Here is a 17,592-nt window from a genome sequence, read left to right on the forward strand (position 1 = left end):
GAATCCTTCACGATTGTCTTGCCCATGCATGCAGAGGTCCCGCGGAGGTCCGCGAGACGCCCGTTTCTTGCCGAACTATGAGTATTTACGGTTAATTAAGTCTTAGCCCGCAGGCGGAATACGCACGCAGGAACCGGGATCTGGGGAAGCCGGCTCAAGCGCGGGAAGTAGAACGGAGAGCTGTGCGCGGTCGCCCTGCGCCGTCGGCTGGATATTGTTGCCTTCCTCTTCAGACCACCAGTCGCCGCCGGCCCAATAGGTCCAGCCAAGCCAGACATCGGAATCCTTGGCCATCTGGTCTGTCATGCGTTTCAAACCTTCGAGACATTGCGGATCCTTGGATCCACCAAACTCACCGAGAAAGGCCTGCTTACCATGGCTTCGCAGCCATTCGGACAGCTTGACCATACCATCAACGGCGAGGTCCGCATTCACGCAAGCCTCGTTCGTGCCAGACAGGTCCTTGTCCATGTACTGGTGCACTTCGAAGGCAAAGTTGTCGATCGGATCGATGACACCGAGCATCACGCTGGCGTTCGAACCGCGACCGAAATCCTCGCCCCAGGTGACGACACCGCTCCAGTGGGTCCCGGGTACGAGAACGAGATTGCGTGCGCCCACCGCACGAATGCCGGCAATCGCCTGGTTCGCTGCATCAAGCCACACGGAGGGGGCAACGTCATGCGGCTCGTTCATCAGCCCGAACGCGATGCCATCCTCGTTCGCGAACTCGGCGGCCAGCCGGATCCAGAATTGCACGAACTGTCGGGCGGAGACTTCCGGTGAACCGATCTTGTGGCCCGAGTAATAGGCGTAGTTGTGCGGATCAAGAATAACGGTGAAGCCCTTAGCCCTCAGACTTGCGACACTCGCCTTCAGACGCTCCAGCTCGTCGCGCTGGAAGGCTTCGCCGAGGAACGGCTGAAGGCGTTCCCACTTGAACGGCAAACGCACGGTGTCGAAGCCCTTGCCGGCAAAGTAGGAAACCGTTGCAGCGGAAGGGTAGATGAAGTTCACCCCTTCGACACCGTCGATCTCGCCATACTCGGCACCCGAAATATTTAGCCCTCGAAAACAGAGGTCGGCAGGACCAGCCTGCCCGGGAGCGGCGATCAGTGACGCTAGACTGCTGCAGAGAAGCATGCGTCTAAGTCCTGCCATCATCATCACGGAGGCGTTCATCCCAGATTCTGCCTCACGAGCTGCCTGAAACGCGTTGATTTGATGTGTGTAACTCAGCATACGAAGTTGCAACAGCCCCAGAGCAGGACCAGCGGGAAGACCCGGCCCAGTGACCGGCGCTCACTCAAGCCTCCCCACCATCACGTGTGTGCAACTGAAACATGTCCAACAACCTACATGGCAACACGACAGTCAACCAGCTGGCGACACCGTCATACAATGGAAAAGCGGAACGGATAAAGTGACAAGTCTTGGAGAACGTCGAGTTCTCATGATCTGCAGCCTGCAATGAGACGTAGCCCCGGACGAACATTGCGAAATGCTCGACGCTCGGTTTCGCCATCAAACAAAGCAGGCATGGTCACTTAGCAGGCCGCTGAGATCCTAGGACGACTAAGTCCAACCACCCGCCGACGGCAACGCATCCCCCAAAATTGTATCGCACGACGACAGAGGCCAGAGAGGTCAAGGGTAGTCGAGACGTTGGAAGCTTTGTCGCGGAAGCGCAGTATTCGCAGACTGCGACAGGGAAACTGCTCGCGGTGCCGTTTGGTGGCGAGCGTGACCGACGAGGAGCCACAACAGCCCGGCAATCTTAGCTGTAAATACAGGCGTTGCGCCGATCATCAGGTTGAAGAACATGAAGATCGGCAACGCCTGTGCCAACCGTCGCTGTGCGGGAGTATCGCCCGCCGGATAAAGCGATACAAACAGCCAGAAGGCTAGCATCCCGAAAACCGTACCAGCATATACGATGTAAACGTAGCCGCTATCGGCGAAGAAGGCAGCCTTGTCGGCGTAAAAGCCAAGAAACCCATAGAGATCCATCTCGGATATGTGACGCATGGTGAGAACAATGCGTCCGCTAAGATTGTCGCCTTTCGCGTCTGGCTGCAACACATACATCATAGTGCCGGCAAGTAGGATTAGGGGCATGGTCAACAGATTGACAAGCTTCGGCACCAACGGAAATAGGAAGTAGCCCACGACACAAATGGCCGAGAAGGTCAGCATGGTGCGCGACGCTGTTGTCAGCAGAATGAGCGCCACGCAGGCGATGAGCACGATTCTCATTCCGCGTTTCATTTCATCCCAGAAATACAACATATACATCATGACGATGCCAGCGAAGTTGGAAAGCGATACCTGTTCCAGGAAAAGGGACGAAGCCCGGTGCCCAATCAAGCCGAAGCTGAGCCGTCCCTCAAAGCCGAGCGCATTGCCGAATAGGCCAGTGGTATCCCACTCCGGCGGCTTTAGCCCACGTGTCGTTTCAAAGTAATATCCGGGCTCGAAGATGTCAGCATAAAGCGCCAGCGCAAATATCTCGCACATGAGCACAAGCATGACCGCCGCCAGCGAAAACATGAACGCAGCTTTGACCGTTCTCCGGTTCGCCCATGACCCCAGGGTCGCAAAGCAAAAAATGATCAGTATGTTCCGGAGATAATCGACGAAGACCATGAGGTTGATTGCCGACATGTAGATCGCCATCACCAGCGTGAAGGCCGTGAAGAAGAGAGCGCCAGCATCCTCCTCACCAAGGCCCTTCCGCAGAATGAAGACGAGGCCCGCGAACAAGACCAGAATTTCCGCCAGAGCCACATGAGAGAAACCCAGCGGCACCACATGTGCGTTGATGATTGCGAGCACGCAGTTGTAAAGCACAGACGAAGCCGCGACGATGATCACATAGCTGTTGCGTGTCTCTGTGCTGTACTTGTCTATCACGGCACCCAATGCGAACGAATCTCTCCGCGAGAACTATACCAGATCTTTGCTGCATATCAGAGGTAGCGGTCTTAACCACTCTGCTCGACACTGCGCGTGTTAGTCCAACAGAGCGCCGGATTTAACAGGATCCCACAGCCATAGGTGACAAAAATCTCGACCAGCAACATCGAGCGGATGAAGAGACACGAGATTCGAATGACGACATCAAGGCTCCGCCAATTGGTTATCAATGCCGAGTTGGCAGAAGGCCTGCGACGATCCGCACGTTGGGGAAAGAGGCCGCGAACAGCATGCCATTTGCGGTCGAGCTATAGACCGTCGCCAAAGCAAAAAAGCCGACCAGCGTGATTTCGACGAGCGCGACATGAGCAAAGCCGAGGGGCATGACATGCGCGTTGATGATGGCAAGCGCGCCGTTGTACATCACCGCCAGCGGAACCAGGACGCGCACGATCCTCCCCTGCTTTTCAGCAAAACCAGGAGAGGATCGTGTCTGGTTGTTCTGAACGGCCCCGATATCATGGGCAAGGGTTAACCGACTCGCGCCGGGTTAGGAAGCCTTCCAAGCCTTTACGGCCCCCCCAGGTGCCAAGCCGACAATGAGGCACGCCCGCCACCCGAGACAGCGCCGCCCACCTGGTCGGCGCCGCACCGTGAACGCGGAGTAGCCTCAGGCGCTGCTACACGTCTACTGACCGCTACCGCGCCTTCGGTTGATGATTCCGCCCGAACAGCGGCAACTCGTCATCGCCCGCCCACCAGCATGCGATAGCGGAACTGGTCGATGACCACGGCCAGAATGAGAAGTGAGCCGAGCAGGACCATCTGCATATAAGAGCCGATCTGCATCAGGTTCATGCCGTTTTGCACCAGCACGATGAAGAAGGCGCCAAGCACGACGCTTTCGACACGACCGATCCCGCCGCGCAGCGACACGCCGGCGATGACGCAGGCGGCGATCGATTCGAGCGCAATCGAGCCGCCGAGATTGGTTTCGCCGCTCTCGACACGTGCCGTGAGCAGGATGCCGGCAACCGAGGCCAGGAAGGCACAGATGAGATAGGCGATGAACAGGGTCTTCTTGGTGTCAATGCCCGACAGATTGGCGGCCTTGATGTTGCCGCCGACGGCATAGATGCGGGCACCGGTACGGGTCCGGTTCATCAGGATCCACATGGCGGCAATGGCCACAATCGCGATCAGCACCGGAACCGGTACACCGAACAGGCGACCGAAGCCAAAGACATTGCCGAATTCATAAGGCAGATTTCCGATCGGCACCCCGCCGGTCAGGAAGAGCGCAAAGCCCGCCCCGACCGATTGCACGCCCAGCGTCATGATGAAGGGCGAGACGCCGAACTGGGCAATGCCGAGACCGTTGAGGGCGCCGAGCGCGAGTGCGGCGAGAAATCCCGCCGACATGCCGAGCAGGATGACCAGCCAGACCATGTCGGGGAACTGCGCTGCGAAATAGACCATGGCAAGGGCGGATACCACTGACGTGAGCGCAATCGCTGTGCCAACGGCGAGATCAAAGCCACCGGTGACTAGAACCAGCATCTGTCCGAGCGAGACCAGCACCAGATAGACCGACTGGCGCGCAACATTGGTGATGTTGTCGAGCGTGAGAAACTGTTTGGAGGTCAGGCTGAAAACAACGAGCGCGGCCAGCAGGAAAAACGGCAGCACGCCGAGCTTGATGAAGACCGTCTTGATGACGGCGCCGAATGCCCTGCCCTGAGAGGCCTGTGCTGCGGGTGAAGTGTCTACGCTGGTCATGCCCGTTGTCTTTCCTGATCAAAGAAGGCCGCAAGGACCGCCTGTTCCTGTATACCCTCGCCTTCGAATTCAGCGGCGATGCGGCCATGGCTGAAGACAATCAGGCGATGGGCGAGATGCATGACCTCCGGCAGATCGGAGGAAATGACGACTACGGCCTTGCCGGCCTCGGCGATGGATTTGATGATGCGGTAGAGCGCCGCGCGCGTGCCGACATCGACCCCAACCGTCGGTTCGTCGAAGATATAGATGTCGAAATCCTGGCCGAAGCTCTTGCCGAACAGGATCTTCTGCTGATTGCCGCCGGACAGTTTTGCGGTTCCGCGCTCGAGAAAGGCCTCGGTCAGGTCAACCCTTGAGCCGATTTCGCTGGTCTTCCTGTTCATGGCGCGTGTCGACAGGAACCCAAGCCCGGACCGGCTGTCCTTGTGGTCGATGACCGAGAGCGCGATATTGGCGCGGGCACTGGCGCCGAGGACCAGTCCCTCCTCCTTGCGGTCGGAGGGAAGAAAGAAGACGCCATGCTGCATCATGTGGCGAGTGGGGACGCCTGTGCAATTCACTCCGTTCAGGGTGACGGAACCGGCCTCGACCGGCAGGAGGCCCATCAGGGCGCGGAAGCTGCGCGATTTGCCCGATCCGACGAGCCCGGCAACGCCCAGAACTTCGCCACGGCGGATATCGATATCGACACCCGCGACGCCCCAGGCTCTGAGGCCCCTCACCGTCATGATCGGCTGCGGGTCAGGATTGCGGATGATCTGCGGATAGATCTCCTCCATGCGGCGCCCGGTCATCATCTCGACCAGCCGGGTTTCCGTTAGCTCATGCCCCGCGATTGTGCCGATCAGCCGTCCATCCCGAAGCACGGTGATGCGGTCGGCGATCGCCTTGAATTCCTGGATCCGGTGCGAAATGTAGACAATGCCAACGCCTGCCGCCTTCGCGTTGCCGATGAATTCGAAGAGTTTTTCCGTCTCGCGCTCCGTCAGGGAGGCGGTCGGTTCGTCGAGGATCAGGATCCGCGCGTCCTGGTGAAATGCCTTGGCGATCTCGACCATCTGCTGCTCGGCGCGCGACAGGGAGATGACCGACCGGCGGATGTCGATGTCAAAGCCCAGCCGGACAAAGAGCGTCCTCGCTTCGCGGTTCATCCGGCGGCGGTCGACGAGGCCAAAGCGGCGGGGCTCCTGGCCGAGAAAGATGTTCTCGGCGACGCTCATGGTCGGGACCAGCGAAAACTCCTGGAACACGGCGCCGATGCCGGCCCGGCGCGCATCTGTCACCGACTGGAAATGCCGTTCCTTGCCATCGATGACCAGCCGGCCTTCGCTTTGGGGTGTGACCCCGGCGAGGATCGAGATGAGCGTCGACTTGCCGGCGCCGTTTTCCCCGAACAGGACATGCACCTCGCCGGATTTCAGATCGAAGTCGACACCGTCAAGCGCACGCACGCCCGGATAGACCTTGGCGATGCCCGACATTTGCACAAGAGTTTCGGTCACGGTCATCCGCACTGGTTCCTGAACACTCAAAGAAATGCCCACGGCGCATTCGCGCGCCGGGGGTAGCCTCGGGGGAGGTATCAGTTGACCGAAAAGACCGGTGCAAAGCCATCCGGCGGCAGGATGTTGGTCTGCGGCACGGTTGCGATATTGTCGGGATCGACAACGAAGATCTTCGGACCGACATGCTTGACCAGTTCCTTGCCTTCGAGCGCACGAACCGCCTGGTCGATGGCGATGCGGCCCTGGACGACCATGGAATCGGCAGGCGCTGCGAGGATGAAGCCGCGCTTGATGCCTTCATAGACGCCGGGCGTCATGTAGAAGGCGAGCAGATCGACCTTGCCCTGCAGGCCACGTTCGCGGATGAGGCCCTGGGCTGCTTCTGCAGTCACCGCAGTGCCGGCAACATAGCGGACATCCGGCTCGGCCTGCAGCATGTCTTCGACCAGCTTCAGCTGCACTTCCTTGCCGGTATCACCATATTTCGGCTCCAGCGCCTTGACGGCGGAGCCCTTGATGGCTTCGAGGAAGCCAGTATTGGCAGCCTCGACCCAGCCGGCACCGGCCGGACCCGGGAACCAGCCGACCTTCACTTCTTCCGAACCCGCCGGGTGCTTCTTGGCGAGATAGGCACCGGTCTCGTAGCCCATGGTGTAGAAGGAAACGAGCGACTTTGCCGTGAGATCCGGCGAGGACATGCCGTTGATCACGTCGATGACCGGGATGTTCTTCTTCTTGATCTCGCCGACGAGGTTGTTCAGTCCGTCAAACGAGATGGCGCCAATGACCACGGCCTGCGCACCACCGGCGACGCAGTCTTCGATCTGGCTGATCTGCTTGTTGAGTTCGGTATAGCCGCCGGCCTCGACGAGGTTCATCTTGACGCCGAGGTCCTTGGCCTGCTCGACGACACCGTAGTCAACGCCGAGCCAGTAGGCATCCTTCATATGCGGGAAGGAAACGCAGATGTTCCAGGGCTTTTCGGCCTTTTCCAGCGGCGTGTATTCGACATCGACGGGCTTGGCATCAGCGGCAAAGGGCGGCTCCATGGCCTGGGCGGGATAGGGATACCAGCTATCGGCAAGCGTCGGGCTGGCGATGGACAGCGCAAGCAGCGAGCTTGCCAGTGTCAATGCAATTTTATGCGTCATGATCGTTCCCCTTATTGGTTATTGATGATCAGAAGAGTGCGCGGATCTGGTCGATCAGCGCGGTGCGGTCCTTGCGCGCCGTCAGGGCGGTTTCCATGTCGACCTTGACGAAGCGGGTGGGTGTATGCGGCTGCAATTGGCCAATCAGATCCATGTCGGCGGAAATCACCGTGCCGAGCATGAAATAGCCGCCGCCGGAGACGGCATCGCGGTGCAGAATGATGGGTTCGGTTCCACCCGGGACCTGGATCGAGCCATAGGGATAGCAGCTGTCGACGATGTTCGAGGGATCGGAACCTGCGCCGAAGGGCGGCGTGCGATCGACGAAATCGAGCTTGCGACCGCCCCGGAAGCGGTAGCCCATGCGATCGGCTTCAGGCGCCACTTTCCAGGTGTCCTCGAAGAAATTGCGGCCCGCTTCCTCGGTGATGCGATGCCAGTAGAGACCCGGCAGGACGCGCAGTTCGGCCGGCATTCCCGGCCTGCGGCGCAGGACTTCTGGAATGGACTTTCCTTCAACGGCGTTCCGCGCTTGCCCCACGGGCAGATTGTCGCCGGCAGTAAGCGGCCGACCGTTCAGGCCGCCGAGTGCGCCAATGGCATAGGTCGAACGCGAGCCGAGCGCCAGCGGCACATCGATACCGCCTGATATGGCGATGTAGATGCGGGCACCGGTCTTCAGATAATCGAATGTCAGCACCTGGCCGGCCTTGACCCTGAAGGCCGCCCAGCCCGGCTTTTCTTCGCCATCAACCTTGATCGGCATTTCGGCGCCGGTGACGGCGACCATGGCATCTGTTTGAAACTCAAGCTTTGGGCCGATGAAGACGGCTTCGAGGCCGGCAGCCCCCTCGTCATTGCCGACAAGCAGATTGGCAGCCTTCAGCGCCAGCCGATCCATGGCACCGCCAAGCGGGATGCCGAGGTGGAAATAACCCGGGCGACCGAGATCCTGGATGGAGGTGGCAAGACCCGGATGAAGAACCTTAATGGCCATGGAGAATGTCCTCCAGCTTTGCGTTGTAGCCGTCGATGTCCTTGCTGAATTCGTTGAGGTCGAACTTCACCTCACGGATCGGCGGCGAGAAGCGTCCCTTGTCGACGTCTTCCACCGCCTGATCGTAGCCGTCGCGATCCACAGGCTTGAACTTGACGATGTCGCCGGGGCGGAAGAAGACCATGAAGTCCTTCAGATAGGACGTCGTCTGGGTCGGGTCGTAGATCGGCATCGGCGTGATGCCGAACATCTGGTAGCCGCCAGCGCCACGCACCGAGTAGATGCAGCCGAAGCAGCCGCCATGGCCGATGGTCAGGCGCGGCGTATCGGTGCGTGGGCGCAGATATTTCGGCACCTCGATCTGCCGCTGGCGCTCGACCATCTGATACATGAAAGGCAGGCCGGAAACGAAGCCGACCATCGAGACGAACCAGGGCGAACCGGCATGGGCCTTGATGAAGTCGTCGACCGAGGCGTAATTGTTGATCCTCGCTGCATAGTCGAGATCGGTGCCCGTGGGATCCTGATGGCGTTCGCGGAAACGCATGAGCGTCTCATGGGTCCAGGGATCGTTGTAGAAGACAGGGATTTCGACGATGCGGGTGGAGATCACAGGCTCGGCCTTCGCCGCCGCAAGCTCGATCGCCTGCACTTCCTTCAGAATGTCGTTGGGATGAATGACGTCGGGGTCAAACTTGATCTGGAAGGAGGCATTGGCCGGGCAGATTTCGGTAATGCCCTTGATGCCGGCCTGCCGAATGCCGCTGGTCATCGACATCGAATTGAAGAAGGCATCGAGGGACATTTCATCAGAGCATTCGACGAACAGATGTTCGTCGCCGCCGAATGTATATCGCATGGGCATCACGCAACCTCCTTTGGTGGAACAGCGGTCTGGAACGCGGTGTCCAGCCAGGGTTCGAGGAACCGGGTGTGGACATCGCCAGAGGCGACGGCGGGGTCTGCGGCCAGCGCCTGGTGCAACGGGATGGTCGTGGCGAGCCCCTTGATCTCCAAGGTCTGAAGCGCCTCGCTCAGGCGGGCGATGCAGCTTTCGCGCGTCTCGCCCCAGACAATCAGCTTGCCGAGCAGCGAGTCATAGAAGGGCGGCACCTGATAGCCGGCATAGAGCATGGTGTCGAAGCGGATGCCCTCGCCTTCCGGAACCGAGAGGGACTCAATCGTGCCGGGTGCCGGCAGGAAACCACGCGCCGGGTCCTCGGCATTGATGCGGCATTCGATGGCGTGTCCCTGGACCTTGATCTCGTCCTGGCGGACCGAAAGCCGAGCGCCACCTGCAATGCGGATCATTTCCTGTACGAGATCGATGCCCGTCACCATTTCCGTCACCGGATGCTCGACCTGGATACGGGTATTGACCTCGATGAAATAGAATTCGCCGCTCGCCTCGTCATAGAGATACTCGACCGTGCCGGCGCCGCGATATCTGACCTCGCGGGCAAGAGCGACCGCACTGGCGCAGAGTTTGGCGCGCACGGCATCCGGCAGGCGGAAGGCGGGTGCCTCTTCCCAGACCTTCTGCCGGCGACGCTGCAGCGAGCACTCGCGCTCGAAGCAGTGGACCGCATCAATGCCGTCGCCGAGCACCTGGACCTCGACATGCCGGGCGCGCGTGATGACCTTTTCGACATAAAGTCCGCCGTCACCGAAGGCGGCGAGCGCTTCGGCGGAAGCCTGCGGGAAATGGCGTTCGAAATCCTCCATGGTCTCGGCAATGCGGATGCCGCGACCACCACCACCGGCAGCCGCCTTGATCATCACCGGAAACCCAATCCCGGCAACAACAGCGCGGGCGGCGTCAAGATCGTCGACGCGACCATCCGATCCGGGAACGGTCGGCACACCGGCAGCCTTGGCAACCTTGCGGGCCTCGACCTTGTCGCCGAGCAGCCGGATGGCGTCCGCACTCGGCCCGATGAAAATGAGGCCGGCATCCACCACCGCTTGCGCGAAAGCTGCGTTTTCCGAGAGGAAGCCATAGCCCGGATGAACCGCGTCGACGCCTGTCTCGACCGCCGCCTTCATCACGGCTGCGATATTGAGATAGGACTTGGCGGCAGACGGCGGCCCGATCTCGACCGAGGCATCAGCCATCTTCACGGCCAGCATGTCCCGGTCGGCGGCGGAATAGACCTGCACGGTGCGGATACCGAGGGCCTTTGCGGCCCGGATGATCCTGACCGCGATTTCACCCCTGTTGGCGACAAGGATCGAGCGGATGGTCATGCCTCGACCTCGGCAATCACCTGGCCCGCCATGATCGGTTCATTGTCTTCGGCGATGAAGACGACGGCTGCACCGGCGACATCGGCGCGGATCTCGTGAAACGTCTTCATCACCTCGATGAGGCCGATCACGTCGCCAACGGCGACAGTCTCGCCATCGGCCTTGAACTCAGCGGCATCCGGAGCCGGCTTGCGGTAGAAGGTGCCGGGAAGTGGCGATCTGATCTCGAGCTTGCTCATCTTTGTCTCCGGTTACTTGATGATTTCGGACAGGGGCGCGATGCGAATGCCTTCCGCGACCAGCGCCTCGCGCATCTGGCGGACGATATCGAGTGCGCCAAGCGTGTCGGAATGGAAGCAGATGCTTTCAAAGGGGATGTCGATGTCCTTGCCGGTCACCGTCGTGACGGTGCCATGTGTGCAGGCGCGCACCACCTTGCGGGCAATCGCTGCAGCATCCGGGCGTCCGACATCGCGGGTAAAGACAATCGATCCGCTCTCGTCATAATCCCGGTCGGCATAGAATTCGCGCACGACGGGTTGGCCGGCCTCGATCGCTGCCCTTTCTGTGGCAGACCCTGCCATGCACAGCACATAGGCATTGGGTGAAACGGTGCGCATATACTGGACGAAGATCTGCGCCAGTTCGGGATTGACCGCCATCTCCATGTAGAGCGCACCATGCGGCTTCACATGCTGAAGGCTCGCGCCATGGCGGCGGGCAAATTCGCGCAAGGCCCCGACCTGATAGACCATGTCGTTGACCAGTTCGCGGGCCGTGCCATTGATCTTGCGACGACCGAAACCCTGCAGATCGTCATAGCCGGGATGGGCCCCGATCCCGACGCCATGCTGCACGGCAGTGCGCACCGTATGGTCCATCAGATTGGGGTCGCCGGCGTGAAAGCCCGTCGCGATATTGGCGGAGCTGATCAGCCCCATCAGCACATCATCGTCCGTATCCCCGACGCGCCAGCGACCAAAGGCTTCGCCCATATCGCAATTGATGTCCACGACTTCGAGTGCCACGTTTCGTCCCTGCCTTGCCTGATTTTTGCACACAAGCTGTTGGTGCTTTTGTTTTGGTCATAAAATGGTAGGAAGAATTAATTCATTTGAAAAATTCTATTTTCAGAAGCATCATATCGAAAATTCAGATGGCGCTACGATCGAGCCCCAAAGCCGAATGGCCCTTGAAATGAGGGATTTGGCGAGAGTGCGCCCTGGTTGCGCGGAAAAATAATTTCAATTTTTTGGAATATTCATCTGATTTTCCAATGCAGGATATCCGCGAAACAGAATGGAATTGTGATGTCGCTCAGCCTTCGCCAAATTCGCTACTTCGTCGCAACGGCAGAAGCGGGCCAGGTGTCCCAGGCCGCCGTCAACCTGGCAATCTCGCAATCGGCGGTGACAACCGCGATCAAGGATCTGGAAGAGACGATTGGCGCTGCTCTTTTTGAGCGCACGCCGCATGGCATGGATCTGACCGGCGCCGGTCGGCGGTTTCTGTCTCAAGCCTATGAGATCCTGCAGAAGGTCGAGGAGGCGACACAGCTCAGCCTCGTTTCGGAAGAGGTCACCGGCACGCTCAGCATCGCGGCGACCTATACCGTCATCGGCTATTTCCTGCCCTTCCATATCGAGCGGATGAAACGCCAGTTTCCCGGCCTGTCGATCCAGCTCTTCGAGATGAACCGGGAATCGGTCGAGGAAGGGCTGTTGGCCAATCGCTACGACATCGCCGTGATGCTGACCTCCAACATCCTCAATCCGGAGCTGGTCGCCGAAAAACTCCTGAGTTCGCAGCGCCGCCTCTGGGTGCCGGCACGCCACCGATTGCTGAGCGAAAGCCAGATCGGCCTGAAGGAGGTGGCCGAAGAAGACTACATCATGCTGACAGTGGACGAGGCCTCGCACAGCTCGATGAAATACTGGAGCCAGACCCCCTACCTGCCGAAGATATCCTTGCGCACGTCATCGGTCGAAGCCGTGCGCTCGCTGGTGGCAAACGGCCAGGGCGTGGCAATCCTGTCGGACATGGTGCATCGCCCTTGGTCGCTGGAAGGCCGGCGGATCGAGACGATCACGCTGACCGATCCGATCCCGTCGATGGATGTCGGCCTTGCCTGGAAGCGCAATGCAGAGTTTAGCCCGGCCATGGATGCGGTGCGCGCCTATTTCCGCCGCTCGTTCAACGTGCCTGAATAGGGTAACGCAACAAGCGACGGCAGGCCCACCTATGTCGGGCGCAAGCATAAATCTCGTGGCGAGCCGACTGGCGGGCCATAATAAAGCAATCACATTGCTGAGCTTGTCCGTTGGCCGGGCGATACCCATCTGGGAGGGAACCGCGTTTTCGCCAAGCGTATACTGGGGTTCTCTCGGTTGGCTGTGGTCCTTTATGCTGCTTCTCCGTCTTTGAAATCTACGTGCCGGACTGGGTCAGGCGCCAAAGGCTTGGCCCCTGCATGACAAGGACGCCCGCGACGACGACAGCGGCGCCAATGAGACGAGGTAGGGTTAGCGGCTTGGCCTCAAACCCCACCAGGCCAAAATGGTCGATGGCCAGCGAAGCCAGGATTTGGCCCGCGATGACGGCGGTCATGAAACTGGCGGCCCCCAGTTTCGGCACCAAAAGAAGTGCTGCTGTTATGTAGATCACCCCTGCGACACCGCCGATCCATATCCATTTGGGCTGGCCCGCCAGACCGGCGATCGACGGGCCTGAAACCCGAAACGCCAACATCATCGGCACAACACAAATGACGCTCACCGCCAGCGATATCATCGTGGCCCAGAGAGGATGCCCCAGGGCTCGACCGAGGGCCACATTGGCGCCGGCCTGCAAGGGCACCAGCACCCCGACCATTAGCGCAGCAAGGAAAATGACAGATTGCATCGGGAGACCTTTCGCAGAGAGCAAGGTCTCCCGTCTATCCATCTGGTTCTCTTATTTGAAATTCAAACTTTTCCGCATATTATGCACGATATGAATAATCTTCGCGGAATTGACCTCAATCTACTTGTCGTTCTCGATGCGCTACTGGTTGAACGGCATGTGTCACGCACGGCGCTGCGCCTGAATATGAGCCAGCCGGCCGTCAGCCACGCGCTCGCACGATTGCGCTCTTTGCTCGATGATCCACTGTTTACCCGGCAAGGTGGCGGACTGGCGCCGACCATACGGGCCATGGAATTATCGAAGCCGCTGGCGGAGGCGCTGGCCCAAATCCGGACCGTACTTGGCCCGGATAGCTTTGAGCCAGGTCGCACAAAACACACGTTCAGGCTGGCAATGTCCGACTATGGCGCGGAGATCGTCTTGCCAAACCTTTTGCGCGCACTGCAGCGCTCCGCCCCGAGTGTCGATCTTGCTGTCACCCAACTGAGCCGCGAGGGAATGATCGCCGGAATTATGGATGGAGACATCGATCTTGGACTCGGTGTGTTTCCACATTTGCCCGAGCAGATCCTTGCCGAACTTTTGCTCAACGATGATTATGCCTGCTTAATCGACCGGGCTACACTTCCCCCATCCACGCGATCGATCGACCTGAACACGTATCTTGCCCGCCCCCATGCACTTGTGGCTGTTCACGGCGAGGCGTCGACGGAAATCGATGAAGCGATCCACGCTGCGGGATATGCCCGACGTGTTGCACTTATCGTCCCGCATTGGAGCGTGGCGCCGAAGACGATCGTGGGAACGGATCTGATTTTGACTGTGGCCCGGACCAGTCTGAAATCCTCATTGGAGGACAAACGGCTGGCCGTTCTTCCGCCGCCGATCCCGCTTCCGGCCATTCCCTTCAGTCAGATCTCACACAAAAGGCGCCGGAGCGATCCGGCACTTCGCTGGTTGCGGGAGATGATCGCTGCATCGACGGCGTGACCCGCGCTTGGTGGGCGAGATCTCGCTCTGGTAGCGCTCCAGGAGCTGCCCGAGCGTCGTGCTTTCGAGGATCTTCGTGTCTGGGGCGGCGCCGAACCGGTCGACCTGAGCTTCCAAGTCGCGCGCCCACTTCTCGGCTTCGAGCTTGCTGTCGAATGATTTGCAACGAGGCTTCATGCCGCGACGACGCACCTGAGCTTGCCAGCGTCCTCTGAGCTTCCGGATCGTCGCCATGTGACCTCCAACGGATATTGAAGGTCACGCGTAGGACGCCCTTGGAGGGGTGCCAAGGATTATCCCGGCTATTTGCTTTGGGACGTCGCGCTCTATTCGGATACGCTCAAAAACAAAGCAACCAATGGCTCATTGATGTAGTAGTTATTCCTGCCACTTTGATGCTTCTCAAGAAAGCCATTCTCTGCAAGAGTGTCTAGATATTTTGCTGCGGTCTGTCGGGTGACGCGAAGATCATTTTGAAGATATTCGATCCGCGTGTATGGGTGCCGGAAGAGATTGTTCAACAGGTCCTGAGAATAGAGTTTCGGTAGCTCTTCCCGAATCCTCCTCTTCATTGAAGCCATCTGGTCCCGAATATTTTCGACAAGATCTAGCGTCGTCCTCGCCGTCTCATCAACCGCTCTGAGAATGTAAACTATCCAATCTTCCCACTCTCCAGTATCACGCACATGCTGCAGAAGGCGGTAATATTCGCTCTTCGAATTATTGATCGCTCTACTGAGATATAGGATCGGAATTTCGAGCAGATCGGCTCGCGTCAAATAGAGCACATTCAGAATTCGGCCGATCCGGCCATTTCCATCAGGAAATGGATGTATGCTCTCAAATTGGTGATGAACGAGTGCCATCTTGATGAGGGGATCGAGCGACGACAAGCGATCATCATTGATGAACCGCTCCAGGGCATCCATAGCCGCAACAATTTCCCGCTGGTCCTGCGGCGGAACATAGACAATTTGTCCGGTGCGGTCGTTCTTCAAAGCCGTTCCTGGCGTCCGCCGAAACCCATCATCTCGCTGCTTGAGAAGCTGAAACATGCCAATAATTGTTGAATTGGTAATCAAGCCCTCGAACTGGCTCAGCTGTGCAAATCCATATTTCACCGCATCACGATAGAGCGCGACCTCCTTCGCAGCCGGCGACTCGGGTCCTTCAGGAAACAGATCGGCCTGAAACAACTCGTCTTGGGTGGTGACGATATTTTCGATTTCGGAACTGGCTTTTGCTTCTTGAAGAGCAAGGGTGTCGATCAGAATGCCTTGGTTGGGTATTGCTGCCGCGCGCCCTTTCAGCTCAGCAAGAGATCTGTTGGCAGAAGCCAGGGCCTTGAGAACCTCGAGGGTCTCCAATCCGTCAATCTCTGTGAGATCGGGCAACTGGTAGGATGGCTTTAACATGTGCGACTCGATGCGTTAAAAAATACGCATTCTTTTAACACGTCACGCCCATACGTTAAACGAAATGGGTTTGGCTTACACATCAGAAGCGAACACAGCGGATTAGCTGGCGCACCAGAATTGACCAAGCAGTGCCCCGGTTGTGGCCCTACCTAGGACAAGCAGAGACATTCAACTGTCAAGGCGATCTATATTGAATGGGGAAGCACTGGCTACCAAGGCCCACGATGGCGGAGAGGGTGGGATTCGAACCCACGATACCCTTGCGAGTATGCCGCATTTCGAGTGCGGTGCTTTCGACCACTCAGCCACCTCTCCGGTCACATTGGTCGGCGCTTGATGGCGCGGGCTGTCTCTTAGCGGCAAGTCATAGCGCGGACAGTTTATGTCCGCGCCGCACGTGTGCCTATGGACCAACCCAAATTTTACAGTTGCGCGCTAATGAACGTTAAACCTACCTGGGCTTATTAAGCCCCCCCAGGAGAAAAACAAAAATGCAAAATTTTAAAGAAATTTATTCAATCATCAAAATGCTTTGGACGAACAGCTCAATTTTCGGAAAAATATTTTTCGTCGCATCGCTAACACAACTGTCATATATATTTATCACGGTCTTTACCATTATTTATAGCAATGAAGATGCGCTCGGGCATTCTGAAACATTGTGGATGATACTACTTCTCCAAGTCGTTATATTATTCGTGAACGTCTGGGGTTTCATCGCAGAACTGCGTGATGATGATAGCTGGTTCTGTGCGATAGGTTGGCTGGGGACGTTAGGCAACACAATATTTATTATCCCTCTAAAACAAATCGCTAATCTGATACCTCTCGTTATGCCAGCGACCTGAGTGCATCTAAGCTCTCGATTTGAGAAGTCGGCGATCACTTACTGCGTCCGTGCTATCGAACTACGCCAGACGGCGGAGATGCAATTGGCGCCCAACATGATCCTAACCGCCCAGAGGCCAAGTCTTCCGGGTCCGCAGAAAGCTGTCGTCGACGAGAAAGGTATAGAAGAATTCCCAGGTTCCGAAAAAGGCATCGTGATCCAATTCGTAGACCGCCTTATAGGCCACCTCTTTGTAAACAGCTGCGAGCCAGCGAATAAGTGTCAGCACGTAGTAGCGCGCCCATTTCTGGACGATTGCTGTCTGTCCCGTCCTGCGTGATGCTGTTTCCACGTCTGTCATCATCTCTCGTGTCTCGCTCGTATGATGCACAAGTGTGAAGTCACCAATTAGCTGATCGATCAGTCGAGCATTTAACTCCACACGAACTTGGGTTTTCGTTCCACGATAATGCTGGTCAAGTATCGGTTCCGCGACCTCGGTCCACCACCTGCTGATCGGCTCGTGAGACGTCAGATTGGGGTCGCCCAGAGCCTCGAAATTCGCATATCTCCCCCTTCGAGCATCAGCAAATGCATCAAGATTGGAAACAATTGCCGATACAATCGCGCCGGTGGGGCGGCTGTGAATGGGGTTAAGCGATTGGCGAGCAACTACAGAATCTATCGTGTCGATTAATTGCTCCAACTGATGTCCGTATCGTCGCACAACGCTTTGAGGCGGCATCTGGCCGCCATTTTGTTGATTTCCACTGAGAGCTGACCCGGCGCAGCCAGATATTTCCATTGAGAATTGACCCATGTTTCAACCGTCCCTCGCATGTTTTCAGCGGGG

17 protein-coding genes, 1 tRNA gene and 1 pseudogene are annotated in these 17,592 nt (G+C 58.1%); 3 read left to right on the forward strand and 16 right to left on the reverse strand.

What is annotated here, in order from left to right:
• Positions 1-102: 102 nt before the first annotated feature.
• From J2045_RS09245 to J2045_RS09295, 11 genes are all read right to left on the reverse strand, one after another.
• A complete protein-coding gene (locus J2045_RS09245; RefSeq protein WP_307371932.1) occupies positions 103-1,143 on the reverse strand; it encodes a glycoside hydrolase family 5 protein in 1,041 nt (346 codons plus the stop codon).
• Between the two features lie 504 nt (positions 1,144-1,647).
• Complete coding sequence (locus J2045_RS09250) at positions 1,648-2,913, reverse strand: hypothetical protein (RefSeq protein WP_307371990.1); 1,266 nt, start codon at positions 2,911-2,913, stop codon at positions 1,648-1,650.
• Positions 2,914-3,142: 229 nt separating this feature from the next.
• Positions 3,143-3,367, reverse strand: a complete 225-nt coding sequence (locus J2045_RS09255) for a hypothetical protein (protein ID WP_307371934.1) — start codon at positions 3,365-3,367, stop codon at positions 3,143-3,145.
• Positions 3,368-3,660: 293 nt separating this feature from the next.
• Entirely contained in the window at positions 3,661-4,695 is a 1,035-nt protein-coding gene (locus J2045_RS09260) for an ABC transporter permease (RefSeq protein WP_307371936.1), read from the reverse strand.
• Positions 4,692-6,206: a sugar ABC transporter ATP-binding protein gene (locus tag J2045_RS09265; RefSeq protein WP_307371938.1), complete on the reverse strand. Its 1,515-nt coding sequence runs from the start codon at positions 6,204-6,206 to the stop codon at positions 4,692-4,694. The genes J2045_RS09260 and J2045_RS09265 overlap by 4 nt, the downstream gene beginning before the upstream one ends.
• A gap of 74 nt (positions 6,207-6,280) precedes the next feature.
• The gene (gene torT, locus J2045_RS09270) at positions 6,281-7,354 is read right to left on the reverse strand and encodes a TMAO reductase system periplasmic protein TorT (RefSeq protein ID WP_307371940.1); all 1,074 of its coding nucleotides are present in this window, start codon (positions 7,352-7,354) and stop codon (positions 6,281-6,283) included.
• Between the two features lie 28 nt (positions 7,355-7,382).
• Entirely contained in the window at positions 7,383-8,351 is a 969-nt protein-coding gene (locus J2045_RS09275; protein WP_307371942.1) for a 5-oxoprolinase subunit C family protein, read from the reverse strand.
• Positions 8,341-9,216 carry a 5-oxoprolinase subunit B family protein gene (locus J2045_RS09280; protein WP_307371944.1) on the reverse strand — a complete coding sequence of 292 codons (876 nt, stop codon included), beginning with the start codon at positions 9,214-9,216 and terminating at the stop codon, positions 8,341-8,343. The genes J2045_RS09275 and J2045_RS09280 overlap by 11 nt, the downstream gene beginning before the upstream one ends.
• A complete protein-coding gene (locus J2045_RS09285) occupies positions 9,216-10,598 on the reverse strand; it encodes an acetyl-CoA carboxylase biotin carboxylase subunit (RefSeq protein ID WP_307371946.1) in 1,383 nt (460 codons plus the stop codon). Before J2045_RS09285 ends, J2045_RS09280 begins: the two co-directional genes overlap by 1 nt.
• Complete coding sequence (locus J2045_RS09290; RefSeq protein ID WP_307371948.1) at positions 10,595-10,837, reverse strand: acetyl-CoA carboxylase; 243 nt, start codon at positions 10,835-10,837, stop codon at positions 10,595-10,597. Before J2045_RS09290 ends, J2045_RS09285 begins: the two co-directional genes overlap by 4 nt.
• Before the next feature lie 12 nt (positions 10,838-10,849).
• A complete protein-coding gene (locus J2045_RS09295) occupies positions 10,850-11,626 on the reverse strand; it encodes a 5-oxoprolinase subunit PxpA (protein ID WP_307371951.1) in 777 nt (258 codons plus the stop codon).
• 282 nt (positions 11,627-11,908) lie between these two features.
• Here J2045_RS09295 and J2045_RS09300 point away from each other — a divergent pair, with 282 nt between their 5' ends.
• On the forward strand, positions 11,909-12,808 hold the full coding sequence (locus J2045_RS09300; protein ID WP_307371955.1) for a LysR family transcriptional regulator: 900 nt from the start codon (positions 11,909-11,911) through the stop codon (positions 12,806-12,808).
• A 217-nt stretch (positions 12,809-13,025) separates the two neighbouring features.
• Here the strand turns inward: J2045_RS09300 and J2045_RS09305 are convergent, their stop codons facing one another.
• Positions 13,026-13,499 carry a DMT family transporter gene (locus tag J2045_RS09305; RefSeq protein ID WP_307371957.1) on the reverse strand — a complete coding sequence of 158 codons (474 nt, stop codon included), beginning with the start codon at positions 13,497-13,499 and terminating at the stop codon, positions 13,026-13,028.
• Between J2045_RS09305 and J2045_RS09310 the strand changes: the two genes are divergently transcribed.
• A complete protein-coding gene (locus tag J2045_RS09310) occupies positions 13,494-14,492 on the forward strand; it encodes a LysR substrate-binding domain-containing protein (RefSeq protein ID WP_307371961.1) in 999 nt (332 codons plus the stop codon). The two genes, J2045_RS09305 and J2045_RS09310, sit on opposite strands and share 6 nt — an antisense overlap.
• On the opposite strand, the pseudogene J2045_RS09315 reads toward J2045_RS09310, so the two are convergent.
• The 3 genes and pseudogenes from J2045_RS09315 to J2045_RS09325 form a co-directional block, all read right to left on the reverse strand.
• Positions 14,490-14,726: pseudogene (locus J2045_RS09315) on the reverse strand (site-specific integrase); the annotation flags it as partial. The gene J2045_RS09310 and the pseudogene J2045_RS09315 sit on opposite strands and share 3 nt — an antisense overlap.
• Positions 14,727-14,818: 92 nt before the next feature.
• Positions 14,819-15,907, reverse strand: a complete 1,089-nt coding sequence (locus J2045_RS09320) for a Fic family protein (protein ID WP_307371963.1) — start codon at positions 15,905-15,907, stop codon at positions 14,819-14,821.
• A gap of 228 nt (positions 15,908-16,135) precedes the next feature.
• Positions 16,136-16,225, reverse strand: a tRNA-Ser gene (locus J2045_RS09325).
• Between the two features lie 176 nt (positions 16,226-16,401).
• Here J2045_RS09325 and J2045_RS09330 point away from each other — a divergent pair.
• The gene (locus J2045_RS09330) at positions 16,402-16,758 is read left to right on the forward strand and encodes a hypothetical protein (RefSeq protein WP_307371965.1); all 357 of its coding nucleotides are present in this window, start codon (positions 16,402-16,404) and stop codon (positions 16,756-16,758) included.
• A gap of 102 nt (positions 16,759-16,860) precedes the next feature.
• Here J2045_RS09330 and J2045_RS09335 read toward each other — a convergent pair whose 3' ends face one another.
• Positions 16,861-17,445, reverse strand: coding sequence for a hypothetical protein (locus J2045_RS09335; protein WP_307371967.1), 585 nt, complete (start codon positions 17,443-17,445; stop codon positions 16,861-16,863).
• Positions 17,446-17,592 lie beyond the last annotated feature (147 nt).

This window comes from Peteryoungia aggregata LMG 23059 (assembly GCF_030814435.1).
GTDB lineage: Bacteria > Pseudomonadota > Alphaproteobacteria > Rhizobiales > Rhizobiaceae > Allorhizobium > Allorhizobium aggregatum.

What these genes read in the sequence shown, in the direction of transcription:
- J2045_RS09305 (WP_307371957.1), bottom strand. Translation starts at nt 13,499, where the DNA reads ATGCAATCTGTCATTTTCCTTGCTGCGCTAATGGTCGGGGTGCTGGTG.
- J2045_RS09265 (WP_307371938.1), bottom strand. Translation starts at nt 6,206, where the DNA reads ATGACCGTGACCGAAACTCTTGTGCAAATGTCGGGCATCGCCAAGGTC.
- J2045_RS09285 (WP_307371946.1), bottom strand. Translation starts at nt 10,598, where the DNA reads ATGACCATCCGCTCGATCCTTGTCGCCAACAGGGGTGAAATCGCGGTC.
- J2045_RS09330 (WP_307371965.1), top strand. Translation starts at nt 16,402, where the DNA reads ATGCAAAATTTTAAAGAAATTTATTCAATCATCAAAATGCTTTGGACG.
- J2045_RS09320 (WP_307371963.1), bottom strand. Translation starts at nt 15,907, where the DNA reads ATGTTAAAGCCATCCTACCAGTTGCCCGATCTCACAGAGATTGACGGA.
- J2045_RS09245 (WP_307371932.1), bottom strand. Translation starts at nt 1,143, where the DNA reads ATGCTTCTCTGCAGCAGTCTAGCGTCACTGATCGCCGCTCCCGGGCAG.
- J2045_RS09275 (WP_307371942.1), bottom strand. Translation starts at nt 8,351, where the DNA reads ATGGCCATTAAGGTTCTTCATCCGGGTCTTGCCACCTCCATCCAGGAT.
- J2045_RS09260 (WP_307371936.1), bottom strand. Translation starts at nt 4,695, where the DNA reads ATGACCAGCGTAGACACTTCACCCGCAGCACAGGCCTCTCAGGGCAGG.
- J2045_RS09300 (WP_307371955.1), top strand. Translation starts at nt 11,909, where the DNA reads ATGTCGCTCAGCCTTCGCCAAATTCGCTACTTCGTCGCAACGGCAGAA.
- torT (WP_307371940.1), bottom strand. Translation starts at nt 7,354, where the DNA reads ATGACGCATAAAATTGCATTGACACTGGCAAGCTCGCTGCTTGCGCTG.
- J2045_RS09290 (WP_307371948.1), bottom strand. Translation starts at nt 10,837, where the DNA reads ATGAGCAAGCTCGAGATCAGATCGCCACTTCCCGGCACCTTCTACCGC.
- J2045_RS09280 (WP_307371944.1), bottom strand. Translation starts at nt 9,216, where the DNA reads ATGCCCATGCGATATACATTCGGCGGCGACGAACATCTGTTCGTCGAA.